This window comes from Paraburkholderia sp. BCC1886 (assembly GCF_900996245.1).
Lineage (GTDB): Bacteria > Pseudomonadota > Gammaproteobacteria > Burkholderiales > Burkholderiaceae > Paraburkholderia.
In genome coordinates this window covers 268,243-284,409 of the sequence record NZ_CAAJGK010000096.1, presented here as the reverse complement: position 1 = coordinate 284,409, position 16,167 = coordinate 268,243, and the positions used below count along the sequence as shown (strand labels likewise).

General features: G+C 65.3%; 18 protein-coding genes. 8 read left to right on the top strand and 10 right to left on the bottom strand.

Going from position 1 to position 16,167, the window contains the following annotated elements; translation table 11 throughout:
* The first annotated feature begins 9 nt into the window (after positions 1-9).
* Entirely contained in the window at positions 10-1,356 is a 1,347-nt protein-coding gene (locus FQ746_RS29805) for a sensor histidine kinase (RefSeq protein WP_409932447.1), read from the top strand.
* 9 nt (positions 1,357-1,365) lie between these two features.
* On the top strand, positions 1,366-1,866 hold the full coding sequence (locus FQ746_RS29800) for a GNAT family N-acetyltransferase (RefSeq protein ID WP_144113374.1): 501 nt from the start codon (positions 1,366-1,368) through the stop codon (positions 1,864-1,866).
* A 10-nt stretch (positions 1,867-1,876) separates the two neighbouring features.
* Here the strand turns inward: FQ746_RS29800 and FQ746_RS29795 are convergent, their stop codons facing one another.
* The 6 genes from FQ746_RS29795 to FQ746_RS29770 form a co-directional block, all read right to left on the bottom strand.
* Complete coding sequence (locus tag FQ746_RS29795; RefSeq protein WP_144113373.1) at positions 1,877-2,461, bottom strand: hypothetical protein; 585 nt, start codon at positions 2,459-2,461, stop codon at positions 1,877-1,879.
* 345 nt (positions 2,462-2,806) lie between these two features.
* Positions 2,807-4,009 carry a 3-oxoadipyl-CoA thiolase gene (gene pcaF, locus FQ746_RS29790; protein ID WP_144113372.1) on the bottom strand — a complete coding sequence of 401 codons (1,203 nt, stop codon included), beginning with the start codon at positions 4,007-4,009 and terminating at the stop codon, positions 2,807-2,809.
* Between the two features lie 198 nt (positions 4,010-4,207).
* A complete protein-coding gene (gene denD / locus FQ746_RS29785; RefSeq protein ID WP_144113371.1) occupies positions 4,208-5,197 on the bottom strand; it encodes a D-erythronate dehydrogenase in 990 nt (329 codons plus the stop codon).
* Positions 5,194-5,979 carry a 2-oxo-tetronate isomerase gene (otnI, locus tag FQ746_RS29780; protein WP_144113370.1) on the bottom strand — a complete coding sequence of 262 codons (786 nt, stop codon included), beginning with the start codon at positions 5,977-5,979 and terminating at the stop codon, positions 5,194-5,196. Before otnI ends, denD begins: the two co-directional genes overlap by 4 nt.
* A gap of 44 nt (positions 5,980-6,023) precedes the next feature.
* A complete protein-coding gene (ltnD, locus tag FQ746_RS29775; protein WP_144113369.1) occupies positions 6,024-6,932 on the bottom strand; it encodes an L-threonate dehydrogenase in 909 nt (302 codons plus the stop codon).
* Between the two features lie 54 nt (positions 6,933-6,986).
* Positions 6,987-7,736, bottom strand: coding sequence for a FadR/GntR family transcriptional regulator (locus FQ746_RS29770; protein WP_144113368.1), 750 nt, complete (start codon positions 7,734-7,736; stop codon positions 6,987-6,989).
* 199 nt (positions 7,737-7,935) lie between these two features.
* On the opposite strand from FQ746_RS29770, the gene FQ746_RS29765 reads away from it, so the two are divergent.
* Positions 7,936-8,760: an IclR family transcriptional regulator gene (locus FQ746_RS29765; RefSeq protein WP_144113367.1), complete on the top strand. Its 825-nt coding sequence runs from the start codon at positions 7,936-7,938 to the stop codon at positions 8,758-8,760.
* Positions 8,761-8,774: 14 nt separating this feature from the next.
* Here the strand turns inward: FQ746_RS29765 and FQ746_RS29760 are convergent, their stop codons facing one another.
* The 4 genes from FQ746_RS29760 to phnF form a co-directional block, all read right to left on the bottom strand.
* A complete protein-coding gene (locus FQ746_RS29760) occupies positions 8,775-9,965 on the bottom strand; it encodes a M20 aminoacylase family protein (protein ID WP_144113366.1) in 1,191 nt (396 codons plus the stop codon).
* Between the two features lie 85 nt (positions 9,966-10,050).
* Positions 10,051-10,608: a phosphonate metabolism protein/1,5-bisphosphokinase (PRPP-forming) PhnN gene (phnN, locus tag FQ746_RS29755; protein WP_144113365.1), complete on the bottom strand. Its 558-nt coding sequence runs from the start codon at positions 10,606-10,608 to the stop codon at positions 10,051-10,053.
* Positions 10,605-11,333, bottom strand: coding sequence for a DUF1045 domain-containing protein (locus FQ746_RS29750; protein WP_144113364.1), 729 nt, complete (start codon positions 11,331-11,333; stop codon positions 10,605-10,607). Before FQ746_RS29750 ends, phnN begins: the two co-directional genes overlap by 4 nt.
* Positions 11,330-12,088: a phosphonate metabolism transcriptional regulator PhnF gene (phnF, locus tag FQ746_RS29745; RefSeq protein WP_144113363.1), complete on the bottom strand. Its 759-nt coding sequence runs from the start codon at positions 12,086-12,088 to the stop codon at positions 11,330-11,332. Before phnF ends, FQ746_RS29750 begins: the two co-directional genes overlap by 4 nt.
* 192 nt (positions 12,089-12,280) lie before the next feature.
* On the opposite strand from phnF, the gene phnG reads away from it, so the two are divergent.
* From phnG to phnK, 5 genes are read left to right on the top strand one after another with little or no spacing between them, the layout of a single operon-like run.
* On the top strand, positions 12,281-12,766 hold the full coding sequence (gene phnG / locus FQ746_RS29740; protein WP_144113362.1) for a phosphonate C-P lyase system protein PhnG: 486 nt from the start codon (positions 12,281-12,283) through the stop codon (positions 12,764-12,766).
* A complete protein-coding gene (gene phnH, locus FQ746_RS29735) occupies positions 12,766-13,377 on the top strand; it encodes a phosphonate C-P lyase system protein PhnH (protein WP_144113361.1) in 612 nt (203 codons plus the stop codon). The genes phnG and phnH overlap by 1 nt, the downstream gene beginning before the upstream one ends.
* Complete coding sequence (locus tag FQ746_RS29730; RefSeq protein ID WP_144113360.1) at positions 13,377-14,501, top strand: carbon-phosphorus lyase complex subunit PhnI; 1,125 nt, start codon at positions 13,377-13,379, stop codon at positions 14,499-14,501. The genes phnH and FQ746_RS29730 overlap by 1 nt, the downstream gene beginning before the upstream one ends.
* Positions 14,498-15,394: an alpha-D-ribose 1-methylphosphonate 5-phosphate C-P-lyase PhnJ gene (locus tag FQ746_RS29725; protein ID WP_144113359.1), complete on the top strand. Its 897-nt coding sequence runs from the start codon at positions 14,498-14,500 to the stop codon at positions 15,392-15,394. The genes FQ746_RS29730 and FQ746_RS29725 overlap by 4 nt, the downstream gene beginning before the upstream one ends.
* Complete coding sequence (gene phnK, locus FQ746_RS29720) at positions 15,391-16,161, top strand: phosphonate C-P lyase system protein PhnK (RefSeq protein ID WP_144113358.1); 771 nt, start codon at positions 15,391-15,393, stop codon at positions 16,159-16,161. The genes FQ746_RS29725 and phnK overlap by 4 nt, the downstream gene beginning before the upstream one ends.
* Positions 16,162-16,167 lie beyond the last annotated feature (6 nt).

Below are 16,167 nucleotides of genomic sequence, written 5' to 3'. Positions count from 1 at the left end.
TGCACCATCATGACCGACACCCGCGAAACCCCGTCTGCACCTGATCGCCCCGAGCCACACGCGCCACTCGCGCCCCTCGCGCCACTTGCGCCACTCGCGCCACTTGCGCCCCTCACACCACTCACATCCCTCACGCCGCCCGTGCTCGTCGCGCGTCCCAGTCCGCTGCGCAACTTCGCCGCGCACGTCAGGACCGAACGGGTCCGGTTGACCGAACAATGGATGCGCGCGGTGTTCGGCGACGTCGATCTCGTCGAAGCCGACAAGCTCACCTATCAGCAACTCGCCGATCATCTGCCCGAAATTCTCGAAGGGCTGTGCGTCGCGCTGGATATCGAGGACCTCGAACGGATCGAGCCGGTCATCGAACAGAACGCCCGGCAGCACGGCCTCGTGCGCTGGCGCCAAGGCTACCGGATCGAGGAACTGGTCCGCGAACTCGACCTCTTCCACCAGGTGCTCGCCGACGCGCTCGAAGCCTTCGCCGACCACGACGACGGCTTTACGCGGCGTCACGAAAGCCGCGCGCGGCGACTGATTGCCGAAGCGCTGAGCATGGTGACGCTCACGTCGATCAAGGAAGTGGTCAGCGAGCGCGACCGCAAGATCGACGAATACACCGGCCGGCTTGAGCGCGCCAATCACGAACTGACGCTCAAGCAACGACTGGTCGGCGACCTGTACGAGTCGCGCATGCAGATTACCCGCAGCGTGGTGCACGATCTGCGCAACTTCCTGAATGCGTTTTCCATCGCGCTGCAATTGATCGGACGCGCGCCCGCCAAGGCCGAAACCGCGCTGACCCTGGCCAACCGGCAGGCCGCCGACATGAAGCAGCTGGTCGAGCAAATGGTCGAGTACTCGGTGGTGCTCGGCGACGCGACGCCGCTAGCGCTCGAGCCGGTCGATCTGCGCGAGCTTTTCGACGAACTCGTTACCGCGTCGCGGCCAATCGTCGAGGCCAAAGGGCTGAGCCTGCACACGAGCTACGACCCCGCGCTCACCGCGATCGTCTCCAACCGGCTCAAGCTCAAACAGATTGCCGTCAACCTGCTGTCCAACGCGACCAAATACACGAAGTCGGGGACGATCGAACTGCGCTTCGCGCTCGTCGACTCGCAGCACTGGTCGGTTCGTGTGTCGGACACCGGCGTGGGTATCGCACCGGCCGACGCCGATCGCGTATTCGACGAATTCGAACGCGCGGCCGGCGAAGACATTCCCGGCACGGGTCTCGGTCTCGCGATCGTCAAGGAGTTGTGCCGGGTGCTCGACGGCACGATCGACTTCGCATCGCGCGAAGGGGTGGGCACGACCTTCGAGATCCGTTTCCCGCTGGAACTCTCACCGCGGTAAGCCGGCACGATGGACCGCCCAAGCCAGATCACGATTCACCCTGCCCGTTTTCCGGAGCAAGTCGATCTGGTAAGGGCCATTTTTCGCGAATACGCCGACAGTCTGGGTATCGACCTCAGCTTCCAGGATTTCGACGCCGAACTCGCGGACCTCCCGGGCAAGTTCGCGGCACCACGCGGCAACGTGTTGCTCGCCTGGGACGCGGCGCAGGTCGTCGGCTGCGTCGCCATGCGTGAACTGGACGTCGCCACGTGCGAAATGAAGCGGCTTTACACGCGCCCCGAGGGACGCGGGCGGCAAGTCGGCCGCCAACTGGCCGAACACATTTGCCAGCTAGCCAGCGAAGCCGGATACCGCCGCATCCGTCTCGACACGCTGCCCGATATGCACGCAGCCCAACGGCTTTATGCTTCGCTCGGATTCGTGCCGATTCCAGCGTATGTGTTCAATCCGGTCGACGGTACGCTGTTTCTGGAACGCGACTTGAACCAGGCCCCGCGAAGCGACTAGTTACCCGTGCTTACTGTGCGGCGTCCTGCGGCGTCAACTGCACCGCGGCGGCGGAGACGAACACGGCATGGATCGTATCGCCCACCTTGACGTTCTTCAGATCGACGTCGGGACCGACTTCGAGCGTTTGCGTCTGATAGGCGCCGCGCAACGTGACCAGACGCTTCTTGTGATCGATCTTTTTCACGGTGGCCAGCACTTCGACCTGACGCGCCGATTCAAAACCGCCGGAAGCCGGCGCGTACACCTGCGTGTCGACCCGTTCGCGCATGCCCTTCTCTGTACCGGCGACCTTTTCGGCCTTCACGAGCAGCGCGTTCTTGTACAGCACGTCGACCCGATCGCCCACCTTGATCTGATCGAACCCGGCAACCTGCTGACCCACCTGCACGGCGACGGTATTGCCGTCCGGCCCCTTGAGCGTGAGCGCGCGACTACCCGGATCGATACCGACGACCTGTGCCTTCACATGCACCGGCTGCACCGTGCTGACCACGCCCTGCGCGGCACTCGCCATGACGTCCTGTGCCCAGGCAGACCGAGCCACGCAGAGCGCTGCGAAAAGCAATGCCGCACCTGTTGTTGTGATTTTCATCGTTGTGCTCCTTTTGAATTGTTCGATCCGGCAATTGCAATACGCTCAGCGATTCTTAATCGACAAACGCACTGAATGAATAACGAAAGCGAAACGATTGTACCTGCGCGTCAGGCGGCAAAATCCAGGTGAAATGTGATTTTCAGATTAGTGCGCGGCGCTTTATCTGTCTTATATTTTAATAACACCACGGGTTTGCAAAACTACCTTAATGCAGCAGCATTAGAGGATTTATATCTTATTTCAGACAGGCGAATACGCGCTAAATCGCCGCAATAAAAAAGCCCCGTCGCTTGCGCGCACGGGGCTTTTCGCCAGCAGAGGTCGCTACACGGGGTAAAGGTGTTAAACGCGCTCGATCGCGATCGCGATACCCTGCCCCACGCCGATACACATCGTGCACAGCGCAAAACGCCCTTGCGTGCGCTGAAGTTGATACATCGCGGTCGTTACCAGCCGCGCGCCGCTCATCCCGAGCGGATGGCCGAGCGCAATCGCGCCGCCGTTCGGATTGACGCGAGCGTCGTCATCGGCAATGCCGAGTGCGCGCAACACCGCCAGCCCTTGCGAGGCAAACGCTTCGTTCAGTTCGATCACGTCGAACTGGCCGATGTTCATGCCGAGTCGCGCCAGCAGTTTCTGCGTGGCGGGCGCCGGGCCGATGCCCATCACGCGCGGCGCGACACCGGCGGTGGCAATGCCCAGCACGCGCGCGCGCGGTGTCAGGCCGAAGCGTTTCGCCGTTTCCTCATTGGCGAGCAGCAGCGCAGCGGCGCCGTCGTTCACGCCGGACGCGTTACCCGCCGTCACCGTGCCGTCCGCCCGCACCACGCCCTTCAGCTTCGCCAGCGTCTCGAGGCTGGTTTCGCGCGGGTGCTCGTCCTGCGATACGGTCACCGGATCGCCCTTCTTCTGCGCAATCGTCACGCCGACGATTTCCTGCGCCAGCGTCCCGTCGCGTTGCGCACGCGCCGCCTTCTGCTGGCTGCGCAGCGCAAACGCGTCCTGATCGGCGCGGCTGATGTTGTAGTCGGTGGCGACGTTCTCGCCGGTTTCCGGCATCGAGTCGACACCGTACAACTGCTTCATCAGCGGATTGACGAAACGCCAGCCGATCGTCGTGTCGAAAATGTCGGCCTGGCGCGAGAACGCGCTGGTCGCCTTGCCCATGACGAACGGCGCGCGGCTCATGCTTTCCACCCCGCCGGCCAGCATCAGCGCGGCTTCGCCCGATTTGATCGCGCGCGCGGCAATACCCACCGCGTCCATGCCGGAACCGCACAGGCGGTTGACCGTGGAGCCCGGCACGCCTTGCGGCAAACCGGCGAGCAGCAGCGACATGCGCGCGACATTGCGGTTGTCTTCACCGGCCTGATTCGCGCAGCCGTAGATCACGTCGTCGATGGCGTTCCAGTCGACGTCCTTATTGCGCTCCATCAGCGCCTTGAGCGGCACCGCGCCGAGATCGTCGGCGCGAACCGACGACAGCGAGCCCGCGTAGCGGCCGATGGGGGTGCGAATGGCGTCGCACAGGAAGGCTTCGGTCATGGGATGTCTCCAGTTGATGTGCTGCACGCGCCGCACCGCAAACGGATGCCGGGAACAGACGCTGAAAGCGGAATTTGTTCTTTATACGAACACACGGTCACGTATCGAACAATGAGGCTCGATGATAGGCGTGCTGGCGAAACCCTGTCAAGCGAAGGGGCGGCGTGCACCGGACACGCCCCACACCGGGAAACGCGCTCAGCGGGCCGTCACCTGCTCGTCCGCGATATAGCCGCGGATCACGTCCGCGAAGCTCGCGTCGCCGGCCAGCCCGAGCCGTTCGGCGCGCGACGTGTCCCACCGCCCCGGCCAGCTTCCGACAATCCGCTCGACGCGCGCATCCGGCGTCCACTCGATCCGCTGCGCGACCGCGTCGCCGGCCACTTCGCGCAACGCGGCCACCATCTCGTCGACGCTCACCGAGATGCCCGGCAGGTTCAGCGTGCGCTGATCGCCTAAAGCCGCCGCATCCAGTTCGAGCCCGGCGATCAGGTTGCCGATCGCTCTGCGCGGCGACAGCAGCCACAAACGGGTCGAGCCGGCCACCGGACACACGGCCGCTTCGCCATTCAGCGGCTCGCGTACGATGCCGCTCGCGAACGACGACGCCGCCGCATTCGGCCGCCCCGGCCGCACGCTGATGGTCGGCAGCCGCAACACCCGGCCATCGACGAAACCGCGCCGCGTATAGTCGTTCAGCAGCAACTCGGCGATGGCTTTCTGCGCGCCGTACGACGATTGCGGATGCAGCGCGGTATCGTCCCGCACGATCTCGGGCAGCGCGCCGCCATACACCGCCACGGAACTCGTGAACACCACGCGCGGCACGTGGCCGCGCTGCCGGCAGGTTTCCAGCAGTAGCCGCGACGCGTCCAGATTGATCCGCATGCCCAGTTCGAAATCCGCTTCGGCCTGACCGCTGACGATCGCGGCCAGATGGAAAATCACGCTGGTCTCGCCGTCGATCACACGTTCGAGCACACTGGCCTCGGCGATATCACCCACTTCCGTGCGCACCCGCGAGTCGCCGACGAGGTCGGCGGCGGAGGCCGCCACCACGTCGAGCAGAACGAGTTCGGTCATGGTCTGCGGCGTCCCGCTCGGGTTTTTCAACGCGCCGCGCGCCAGCAGTTCGCGCGCGAGACGCTGGCCCAGAAATCCCGCGCCACCGGTGATCAGCACTTTCATACGGCCCCCAGATACGGTGCAAGCCAGCCGAGACCCGCCGAGGTTCCGGCACGCGGCCGGTATTCGCAACCGATGTAGCCGTCGTAGCCGAGCGCATCGATCACATCGAAGAGGTAGGGATAGTTGATCTCGCCGAGATCCGGTTCATGCCGGTCGGGCACGCCCGCCACCTGGATATGGCCGATGCCGGGCATGTCGCGTTTCAGCTTCATCGCCAGATCGCCTTCGACGATCTGGCAGTGATAACAGTCGAACTGCACCTTGAGATTGGGCGCGCCCACTTCCGCGCAGATCGCCTGCGCATCGTCCTGCCGGTTCAGGAAGAAGCCCGGCATATCGCGCAGGTTGATTGGCTCGATGACGACGGTGATGTCCTCGGCCCGCGCCGCTTGCGCCGCATACGCCAGGTTCGCGAGATACACGTCGCGATGCTGCGCGCGCGGCGCGTCGGCGCCGATCAGCCCGGCCATGACGTGCAGCTTGCGATTGCCGAGCACACGCGCGTACTCGAGCGCGGTTTCGACGCTGCGGCGGAACTCGTCTTCACGCCCCGGTAGCGAGGCGATGCCGCGTTCGCCGCCGGCCCAGTCGCCCGGCGGTGCGTTGAACAGCGCCTGTGTCAGCCCGTTCGCGTCGAGCCTCGCCTTGATTTCGCCGGCGCGGAAATCGTACGGAAACAGAAACTCCACCGCCTGAAAGCCGTCTCGAGCGGCGGCGGCGAAGCGGTCGAGGAAGGCGTGCTCGTTGTACATCATCGAGAGATTGGCGGCGAAGCGCGGCATGGCGATTCCTTTGGAAACGTTCGGTTCGGCGAAGAGGACCGCGCTTACTGCGGGTCCTGTTTGTCCTGCGACGGCGGCAATTCGATGCCGGGGAAAATGCGGATCACAGCCGAATCGTCTTCGCCGCCGTGACCCGCCGCGGACGCCATCATGAACATCTGATGCGCGGCCGCCGACAGCGGCAACGGAAACTTCGAACGCCGCGCGGTATCGAGCACGAGCCCGAGATCCTTGACGAAAATATCGACTGCCGACAACGGCGTGTAATCGCCTTGCAGAATATGCGGCACGCGGTTTTCGAACATCCACGAATTGCCCGCGCTGTGCGTGATGACGTCGTAAAGCGCATCCGGATCGACGCCTTCGCGCAGACCCAGCGCCATCGCTTCGGCGGCGACCGCGATATGCACGCCCGCCAGCAACTGGTTGATGATCTTCACTTTCGATCCCGCGCCGTGCGCCGCGCCCAGCCGGTACACCTTGCCCGCCATCGCGTTCAGTACGTCTTCGCAGAGGGCGTAGGCCGCTTCCGGTCCGGACGTCATCATCGTCATCTCGCCGGATGCGGCACGCGCCGCGCCGCCGGAAACCGGCGCATCGAGCATCTGCAAGCCCGCCTCGCCGAGCCGCTTGCCGAGCGCGATGGCGAAGTCCGGCGCCACCGTCGCGCTGGCGATCACGACGCCGCCCGGCTTCATCGCCGCGACCGCGCCTTCGTCACCGAACAGCACCGCCTCGGTCTGCGCCGCGTTCACCACCAGGGTGACGACCACGTCGCATTGCGCGCCGAGTTCCGCGGGCGTCGCGCAGCCGATACCGCCTTCTGCGACGAAAGCCTGCAGCACCTCGCGACGCAGATCGCACGCATGCACCCGAAACCCGCCTCGCAGCAGCGAACGCGCGACGCCTAAACCCATCGCTCCGAGACCGATCACTCCGACACTTCTCGACATGCTGACTCCTTCCTGGATGCGTTGTTCAAACGTGGGGACGGCGCCGCGTTCAGCTCACGCCAGCCCCGCCGCGGCAAGCCGCTTCGCCGCGTTGTTCAGATGCGTGCTCGCCGCGTCGCGCGCCGCCGCCGGATCGCCCGCGCGGATCGCGGCGACGATTGCCGCATGTTCTTCGCGTACCTGCCGCGAGAAATCCTCACGCAGCGCCTCGTTGCGCCGCGTCACCAGCGTGCCGGCTTCGAGGTATTGATTGAGAAAGGTGAGCGTCTTGAGGAAATACGGATTGCCGGTCGCCATCGCGATCGCGCGATGAAACGCCACGTCCTGCGCGACACCGTCTTCGCCATCGGCGACCGCCGCGTCCAGCCGCGTCAGCGCGGCGTCGATTGCCTTCAGATGCACGGCGGTGCGGCGCGCGGCGGCTTCCGACGCCACTTCGGTTTCGATCGCCCGGCGCAGCGCGAGGATGTGCAGCACCGACCCGGCGCCGACCGCCTCCGCGTAGTCGATGCGCAGCGGGCGGATCGCGCCGTGAGCGGCGATGAACACGCCGCTGCCTTGACGCGGCTCGACCACGCCTTCGTTCTTCAAGCGGGAAATGGCCTCGCGAATCACCGTGCGGCTCACGCCGAACTGCTGCGCCAGCACCGCCTCGGTCGGTAATTTGCCGCCGCGCGTGCCGCCGCGCGTGCCCGCAGCCGAACCCCGCTCGCCAGTTTCTGCGAACGCACCGCGGTCGATCTGCTCGAGCAACTGCTGCGCGACCGTGTCGCTGAGCGCCCGAGCGGGAAGTTTTTCGAACATGAACGGTGGAAGCCTGAAATTTGTCGGGTCATCATACAAATTATGGATGCAGATCGCATCCCGACAAACCCTGGCGACGCACGACGCCACCTGCGAATTTGGCGAATCGAAAGGCTTGAGCTATCGTCACGCCGTAGCGCAACGCGCCCGCTTCCCGCGCTTGCGCTGTCCGCCTTTCCCGAATGCCACCTCAAGGTTTATGAGCAAAACCCCGCCGCCGTCCGCCGCCGTTCCCGTCAGCGCCGACCCCGCCCCGGACAAACCGGGCGACTCTTACGTGCAATCGTTCGCGCGCGGGCTCGCGGTGATTCGCGCCTTCGACGCACGCCGCCCGGAACAGACGCTCACCGACGTCGCCGCCGCAACCGGTCTGACCCGCGCCGGCGCACGCCGCATTCTGCTGACGCTGCAAACGCTCGGTTACGTGGAAACCGAAGGCCGGCTATTCCGCCTGACGCCGAAGATTCTCGATCTCGGCTTCGCGTATCTGACCTCGATGCCGTTCTGGAATCTCGCCGAGCCGGTCATGGAGGACCTTTCCGCCCAGGTCCACGAAAGCTGCTCGGCGGCCGTGCTGGATCGCACGGAGATCGTCTACGTGCTGCGCGTGCCGACACACAAGATCATGACCATCAACCTGTCGATCGGCAGCCGGCTGCCCGCGTATTGCACGTCGATGGGCCGCGTACTGCTGTCCGCGCTCGACGACGATGCGCTCGACGCGACGCTCGGCGCGTCGCCGCTCTATGCGCACACGCCGCGCACGGTGACCGACAAGGACGAGTTGAAGAAGCTGATTGCGCAGGTGCGCCAGCAAGGCTGGGCGATCGTCGATCAGGAGCTGGAAGGCGGCCTGATCTCGTTGTCCGCGCCGATCCGCAACCGCCAGGGACGCGTGATCGCCGCGCTAAACATTAGCGGCAATGCGCAGCGCAATTCGGCGAAGCAGATGGTGAAGGCGTTTCTGGATCCGCTGCAACGCGCCGCGCAATCGGTCTCGGAGATGGTCGCGCGGCGCGGCTGAGAGAACCGCTGGTTCTAGCGCGCCAGGTACTTTTCCACCAGCCGCGTCCAGAACGCGGCGCCTACCGGCAGATTACGGTCGTTGAAATCGTAGTTCGGGTTGTGCACCATGCACGCGTCCTCGCCCACGCCGTTGCCGATCCGCAGGAACGTGCCCGGCCGCTTCTGCAGCATGAAGGCGAAATCCTCGCTGCCCATCAGCATCGCCGTTTGTGCCACCACCTTGTCGTCGCCCACCAGTTCGCGCGCGACTTCCACGGCGAAGTCCGTTTCGGCGTCGGAATTGATTACTACCGGATAGCCTTCGATGTACTCCACGTTGGCCTTCGCGCCATAGCTCGCGGCCTGGCTTTCGGCGAGTTCGGTAATGCGCTTTTTCAGGAGCGCCCGCACTTCGGGGCTGAACGAACGCACGCTCAACTCCAGCTTCGCGCTGCCCGAAATCACGTTGTTGGCAGTGCCCGCATGCATCGAGCCGACCGTCACCACCGCGGGTTGCGACGGGTCGACGTTGCGCGCGACGATGGTCTGCAGCGCCATCACGATGCTCGCTGCCACCACCACCGGATCGACCGTCAGATGCGGCCGCGCCGCGTGACCGCCGACGCCTTCGATCATGATGACGGCCTTGTCGCCAGCCGCCATGAACGGCCCTTTGCGAAACAGCAGCACACCCGGCTCTTCGCCGGGATGGTTGTGCAGACCGAACACTGCATCGCATGGGAAGCGCTCGAACAGCCCGTCTTCGATCATCTTCACCGCGCCGCTGTCGATGCCGCGCTCCTCCGCTGGCTGGAAGTACAGATGCACGGTGCCCGAGAAATTGCGCGTGGCGGCGAGCCGTTGCGCGGCGCCGAGCAGCATGGTGGTATGGCCGTCGTGGCCGCAAGCGTGCATCTTGCCGGGCGTGCCGCTCGCATACGGCAGGCCGGTCTGCTCGACGATCGGCAACGCGTCCATGTCGGCGCGAATGCCGATACGACGTTTGCCGTCGCCCACTTTCAGCGTGCCGACCACACCCGTCAGCCCGACCTCGCGCGTGACCTCCCAACCCCATTGCGTGAGCTTGTCGGCCACCAGCGCGGCGGTCCCGACTTCCTCGAACGCCAGTTCCGGATGATGGTGAATGTGATGGCGGATGTCGCGCAGGCTGTCGGCGGCGGGCGCCAGATCGGATACTTCGGTTAAACGCGCGGTTGAGTTCATTGCTCGGGCTCCATGAATGCGTGGCCGCGTGAGAAACGCGGCAATTCGTCGAGCACTATAGCAACGCGGGTTTTAAAAGACGATCTCAGCGGGCTTCGAACGCCGGCGTTCGCAGGAACGCGACCAACGCCTGCCCGGCTGTTTCGAGTTCGCCGGAGTTGTCGATCGTCGTGCAGCGCACGCCATCCGGCAACACGAACGGCGCGCGCCGTGCGAGCCGCGCCGCGACCTGTTGCGCCGATTCGCGCGCCCGCGCGCCGAGCCGTGCCTCGAGAATTTCGGGCGCGGCGCTCACGTGCACGACCTCGGTTTGCGGATAACGCGCCAACGTATGCGCGAGATGCTGCCGCGACCCGTTGACCACCACCGTGCAGCCGCGCGCGAGCCACGCATCCAGTTCGATGCCGATGCCATACCGCAAGGTATGGCTCGACCACTCGAGCGCGAACAGTCCGAGCAACGAACGCGCCGCGAATTCCTCGACGCCGAGCGCGACGTGCTCTTCGCCGTTGCCGCTCGGCCGCGTGATGTAGCGATGCGCGAACACCACCGGCTCGCCCATCAAACGGCGCCGCGCGTAGCCGAGCAACGAATCCTTGCCCGCGCCCGATGGACCCATGACGTAAATCAGACGGCCCGTCATGCTTCGCTCGCTTCGCGGCCTTGCAACGGCAACCGCTCCCACAATAGAAACGGCGCGCCGGGTTCCGGCTCCACGAAGAGCGCCACCTGATCGACGACGAGCGGGCCGAGGTCAGGCAGGCGCGCTTCCCACCACGCGAGCAATACCGCGCGAGTGTCGGCGTCGGCCAGCGAACTGGACAGCGTCATGTGAAAACGGAACTCCTCGAACACGTAAGGGTAGCCCCAGGCCAGCAGCAATTCGCGTTGCCGCTCGCTCAACGGCGCGGCCAGACGGCGCGCCAGATCCGCGGACGACGGTTGCGCGCGCAACGCATCGAGCGTCTGCAAAGCGTTGCCTGCCAGTTCGCGCATATCGGCGTCGCCTTGCGGATGAGCCGGACGCAGCGCCACGAAATCGCCGAGCGACGCCGCTGTCACCGGCAGCGCGAAAGCGGCTCGCGTACGGGCCCAATCGCGCGCGGTTTGCAGTAGCTGCTGCTGGGTCACGCCGGCAGCCAGTCGAAACGGCGCGACCAGCGTGCCGTGCCAGCCATAGCGGCGCGGCGCTCCGGTCAATTCCGTCAATGGGCGAGCGAGATCTGCCGGTTGCGGCGGCACGCAGGGCTCGCCGCTTTGTGCGTCGCGCCCGAGCCACGCGGACCCCACTTGCCACCACGCCGATTCGCGAGCCGGTGCGTAATACAGCGCAAAACGCGCAGCGTCACTCCATACCGTGCCGCTCATAGGTCGTGCTCCACCAGCAGTTGCACGCGGTCGGCGGCAAAATTCGTCAGCCCGTATTTGACCGGCGTGCCCGTCAGATCGACGTCGACGTTTTCGACCCACAACACCGGTTGCTGCCGGTTGAGGTTCAACCGGCGCGCCACTTCGGGCTCGGGCAGCACGCTGCCGATACGGCTCCACTTGCGCAGATAATCGGTCACGCCGAATTCGGCCATCGCCTTCGTGATGCTGCCGGTCCGGTCGAACGCCTCGGGCAAGCCCGCGAAGCGCGTGGCCGGATACCAGTTGCGCGCGAAGGTCAGCGGCACGCCATCCGATTCATGCAATGTCTCGATGCGATACACCGCGGCGCCGGCGCGCAACGCGAGCGCCTTGGCGACGTTCGGCTCGGCCTTCACCCGCGACGCCGACAGCAGCTTGCCTGCCGCCGTCTGATGCTGCCGCTGCAGGTTTTCCGTAAAGCGCGTGCGGCGGCCGATCGAATAGTCGATCGCGCCGGGTTGCACGAACGTCCCGCGGCCCTGCTCGACACTGACGAGGCCGAGCGCGGCGAGACCCAGCATTGCGCGCCGCACGGTATGGCGGTTTACGTCGAAGCGCTTCGCGAGTTCGCCTTCGCTCGGCAGACGGCCATCTTCGCCGAAACCGCTGGCGGCGATTTCCGCCGCCAGGATCTGCTCGATCTGCCGCCAGACGGCGACGCCCGCGCCGCGTTCGAGCGTCGTGCCCGGCGTCGCGTTGTCGTTCGATGTCATGGTGCTGTCATTCCTGTGGGTTCAAATATTCGCAGTGACGTGCATTGTAGTGCGCGTGCCGTGATGAAAATGTGAAACTCCGGCCACATCCTGCAACGCCGTCAGTGTACCGGTAAACGTCTAGACGTTTAGATGAATAGATGGTCCAATGACCGCTCGCTGCAAACCTCGCTGCACACCACAGGACATTCGATGAGTGCCACTCTCACCCCGCCTTCCACCGCCCAGCGGCGCGCTTGGATGGCCGTGCTGGCTCGCGCGCCGCGCGCCGAACTCGAAGCCGCGCTGACGGACGCGCTGGCCGGCCGCGAGCGTCCCACGTACGACTGGTTGCGACCGCCGGAGATCGGCCTCGCGATGGTGCGCGGCCGCGTCGGCGGCAGCGGCGATCCGTTCAATCTGGGCGAAGCGACCGTCACGCGCGCCACGTTGCGGTTGCATGCAGTGGATCAGGCCGCGGCGACCGTCGGCGTGGCCTGTCACCTGGGCCGCGACCGCCGCCGCGCCGAACTCGCGGCGCTGGCCGACGCACTGCTGCAAATGCCCGAGCATCACGCGACGCTGCAGCATCGGCTGATCGCGCCGCTGGCCGCTCGCGAGGCCGACCGGCGCGCCGCGCAGCGAGCGGAAGTGGCGGCCACGCGGGTCGAATTCTTTACGATGGTCCGAGGGGACTGATGGAAAACTCACAGATAGCATTGTCGACACTGACACCCGGCTTCGCCGATCCGGTGCACGACACCCAGGCGGTGTTCCGCACGCTGCTCGACGCGTTGTCGCGGCCCGGCACCATCGGCACCGTCAGCAACGTGCTGCCGCAAGCGCGCGCCGCTCGCGCCGAACTCGCAGCCTTCGCCGCGATGCTGGCGCTGTGCGATTACGCGACGCCGGTGTGGCTCGCGCAACCCGATACCGCACTCGCTTCTGCGCTGCGTTTTCACACGGGTGCGCCGCTCGTCGACGACCCCGCCGACGCCGCCTTCGCCTACGTGCACGAAGCGGACGCGCTACCCGCGCTGGAAAGTTTCGCGCTCGGCGCCGCGGAGTCGCCCGAACAGTCGGTCACGCTGCTGATCCGCGTGGAAGCGCTCGCGGGCGGCACGCCGGTCGTGCTGAGCGGTCCGGGCATCCAGCACACGGTGAGCATCGCGCCGCGCGGCCTGCCCGACCATTTCTGGCGCGAACGCGCCGCGCTGGCGCCGCTGTTTCCGTGCGGTATCGATTGCTATCTCGTCTGCGGCGCCACGCTCATCGGCCTGCCGCGAACCACTCGAGCAGAGGTGAACTGATGTATGTGGCCGTCAAAGGAGGCGAGCGCGCGATCGAAGCGTCGTGGCGCCTGCTCGATCAGGCGCGTCGCGGCGACACGCGGCTCGCGGAACTGAGCGTCGCGCAGATTCGCGAGCAACTGCGCCTCGCCGTCGCGCGCGTGATGACCGAAGGCTCGGTCTACGACGAAGAACTCGCCGCACTGGCCATCAAGCAGGCTGCGGGCGATCTGGTCGAGGCGATCTTTCTGCTGCGCGCGTACCGCACCACGCTGCCGCGCTTCGGCTATACGCAGCCGGTGGATACCGAAACGATGCTGGTACAGCGCCGGATTTCCGCAACGTTCAAGGACGTGCCGGGCGGTCAGCAACTCGGCGCGACTTACGATTACACGCAGCGTCTGCTCGATTTCGCGTTGCTGGCCGAAGGCGATACGGAGGCCGATACCGATACGACTACCGGCACGGCGTCGTTGAACCCGACCAAACAACCGCAACCCGAACCCATGCCGCGCGTCGTCGCGCTGCTCGACAACGAAGGCCTGATCGAGCAGGAACGCCCCACGCCGAACGCAGCCGAACCCGCCGACCTGACGCGCGAACCGCTCGCGTTTCCGGCGAATCGCGCGACACGTCTGCAAAATCTGGCGCGCGGCGACGAAGGCTTTCTGCTCGCGATGGGTTATGCGACACAACGCGGCTACGCGCATTCGCATCCGTTCGCCGGTGAGATTCGCTTCGGCACGATCGCGGTGGAAATGGAGCTCGACGAACTGGGCGAGACCGTGGAGATCGGCGACATCGACATTACCGAGTGTCAGATGATCAACCAGTTCGCCGGCAGCAGCGCCGTCGCGCCGACTTTCACGCAAGGCTACGGCGTCGCGTTCGGTCACTCGGAGCGCAAGGCGATGGCCATGGCGCTGGTGGACCGCGCGCTGCGCGCGGAAGAACTCGGCGAAACGATCGCCTCGCCGACTCAGGACATCGAGTTCATGCTCTCGCATAGCGACAGCGTGGAGGCATCCGGCTTCGTCCAGCATCTGAAGTTGCCGCACTACGTGGACTTCCAGTCGGAACTGGAACTGGTGAGACGTCTGCGAGCCAGGCACGGCAAGCCGAACGACGAGGAGCAGGCCGCATGAACGCACGCGATAGGTCGAACCATCCGGACGAAGCGCAGGGCTACAACTTCGCTTATCTCGACGAGCAAACCAAGCGCATGCTGCGTCGCGCGCTGCTGAAGGCCGTCGCCGTGCCGGGCTATCAGGTGCCGTTCGCGTCGCGTGAAATGCCGCTGCCGTACGGTTGGGGAACGGGCGGCATTCAGGTGACCTCGGCCATCATCGGTCGTAGCGATACGCTGAAGGTGATCGACCAGGGTTCCGACGAAACCACCAATGCGGTCAACATCCGCCGTTTCTTCGCGCGCACGACCGGCGTGGCCACCACGCGGCGCACGACCGAGGCGAGCATTATCCAGACGCGCCACCGGATTCCCGAAACGCCGCTGACCGAGCAGCAGATTCTGGTCTATCAGGTGCCGATGCCCGAGCCGCTTTATCGGCTCGAGCCGCGCGCGACCGAATGCAGGAAACTGCATGCGCTGGCCGATTACGGCCTGATGAGCGTGAAACTGTACGAAGACATCGTGCAGCATGGCAGCATCGCCAGCACCTACGACTACCCGGTGATCGTCAATCATCGCTATCTGGCCGCGCCGTCGCCGATTCCCAAATTCGACAACCCGAAGATGCACATGAACCCCGCGCTGCAACTGTTCGGCGCCGGCCGTGAGCGGCGCATTCACGCGATTCCGCCCTACACGTCCGTGCGCAGCCTCGACTTCGACGACCATCCGTTCGAAGTGCAGAAGTGGGAGCACGCGTGCGAACTGTGCGGATCGCGGGAGAGCTTTCTCGACGAAATGATCGTCGACGATGCGGGCAAGCGCATGTTCGTCTGCTCGGATAGCGACTACTGTCACGAGCGTCGCGGCGATCAGGATGCGGATTCCAGCGAAGGAGATCGCGCATGACGCCCCTTCTGAGCGCACGCTCGCTGACCCGACAATACGGCGGGCGCAACGGCTGCAAAAACGTCGGCTTCGATCTTTATCCCGGCGAAGTGCTGTGTATCGTCGGCGAATCCGGCTCCGGCAAGACCACCTTGCTCAATACGCTCGCGTTGAAAAACGAAGCCGATAGCGGCACGCTTCACTACACGGCCGCGCACGGCGAGACGCTCGATCTGCGCACCCTGTCCGAACCGCGGCGGCGTCTGTTGATGCGCACCGAGTGGGGCTTCGTGCAGCAGAATCCACGCGACGGTCTGCGCAGCGGCGTGTCCGCCGGCGCGAACATCGGCGAGCCGTTGATGGCCGTCGGCGCGCGCCACTACGGCGAGATCCGTCAGGCGGCCACGCAATGGATGAATCGGGTGGAACTCGACGCGACCCGCATCGACGAATTGCCGGCGGCGTTTTCCGGCGGCATGCAGCAGCGTTTGCAGATTGCGCGCAATCTCGTCACCGGACCGCGTCTCGTGTTCATGGACGAGCCGACCGCCGGGCTCGACGTTTCGGTCCAGGCGCGGCTGCTCGATCTGTTGCGCACGCTCACGTCGACGCTGCATCTGTCGGTGCTGATCGTCACGCACGATATCGGCGTCGCGCGCCTGCTCGCGCATCGGCTGATGGTCATGCAAGGCGGTGAAGTGGTCGAGGCCGGGCTCACCGATCAGGTGCTCGACGATCCGCAACACCCGTACACGCAAACGCTGGTTTCCTCGGTTCTGCCGGTTTGAGGCTCA

Coding starts and splice junctions, on each gene's coding strand:
- FQ746_RS29805 (WP_409932447.1), top strand. CDS start 10: ATGACCGACACCCGCGAAACCCCGTCTGCACCTGATCGCCCCGAGCCA.
- FQ746_RS29800 (WP_144113374.1), top strand. CDS start 1,366: ATGGACCGCCCAAGCCAGATCACGATTCACCCTGCCCGTTTTCCGGAG.
- FQ746_RS29795 (WP_144113373.1), bottom strand. CDS start 2,461: ATGAAAATCACAACAACAGGTGCGGCATTGCTTTTCGCAGCGCTCTGC.
- pcaF (WP_144113372.1), bottom strand. CDS start 4,009: ATGACCGAAGCCTTCCTGTGCGACGCCATTCGCACCCCCATCGGCCGC.
- denD (WP_144113371.1), bottom strand. CDS start 5,197: ATGAAAGTGCTGATCACCGGTGGCGCGGGATTTCTGGGCCAGCGTCTC.
- otnI (WP_144113370.1), bottom strand. CDS start 5,979: ATGCCGCGCTTCGCCGCCAATCTCTCGATGATGTACAACGAGCACGCC.
- ltnD (WP_144113369.1), bottom strand. CDS start 6,932: ATGTCGAGAAGTGTCGGAGTGATCGGTCTCGGAGCGATGGGTTTAGGC.
- FQ746_RS29770 (WP_144113368.1), bottom strand. CDS start 7,736: ATGTTCGAAAAACTTCCCGCTCGGGCGCTCAGCGACACGGTCGCGCAG.
- FQ746_RS29765 (WP_144113367.1), top strand. CDS start 7,936: ATGAGCAAAACCCCGCCGCCGTCCGCCGCCGTTCCCGTCAGCGCCGAC.
- FQ746_RS29760 (WP_144113366.1), bottom strand. CDS start 9,965: ATGAACTCAACCGCGCGTTTAACCGAAGTATCCGATCTGGCGCCCGCC.
- phnN (WP_144113365.1), bottom strand. CDS start 10,608: ATGACGGGCCGTCTGATTTACGTCATGGGTCCATCGGGCGCGGGCAAG.
- FQ746_RS29750 (WP_144113364.1), bottom strand. CDS start 11,333: ATGAGCGGCACGGTATGGAGTGACGCTGCGCGTTTTGCGCTGTATTAC.
- phnF (WP_144113363.1), bottom strand. CDS start 12,088: ATGACATCGAACGACAACGCGACGCCGGGCACGACGCTCGAACGCGGC.
- phnG (WP_144113362.1), top strand. CDS start 12,281: ATGAGTGCCACTCTCACCCCGCCTTCCACCGCCCAGCGGCGCGCTTGG.
- phnH (WP_144113361.1), top strand. CDS start 12,766: ATGGAAAACTCACAGATAGCATTGTCGACACTGACACCCGGCTTCGCC.
- FQ746_RS29730 (WP_144113360.1), top strand. CDS start 13,377: ATGTATGTGGCCGTCAAAGGAGGCGAGCGCGCGATCGAAGCGTCGTGG.
- FQ746_RS29725 (WP_144113359.1), top strand. CDS start 14,498: ATGAACGCACGCGATAGGTCGAACCATCCGGACGAAGCGCAGGGCTAC.
- phnK (WP_144113358.1), top strand. CDS start 15,391: ATGACGCCCCTTCTGAGCGCACGCTCGCTGACCCGACAATACGGCGGG.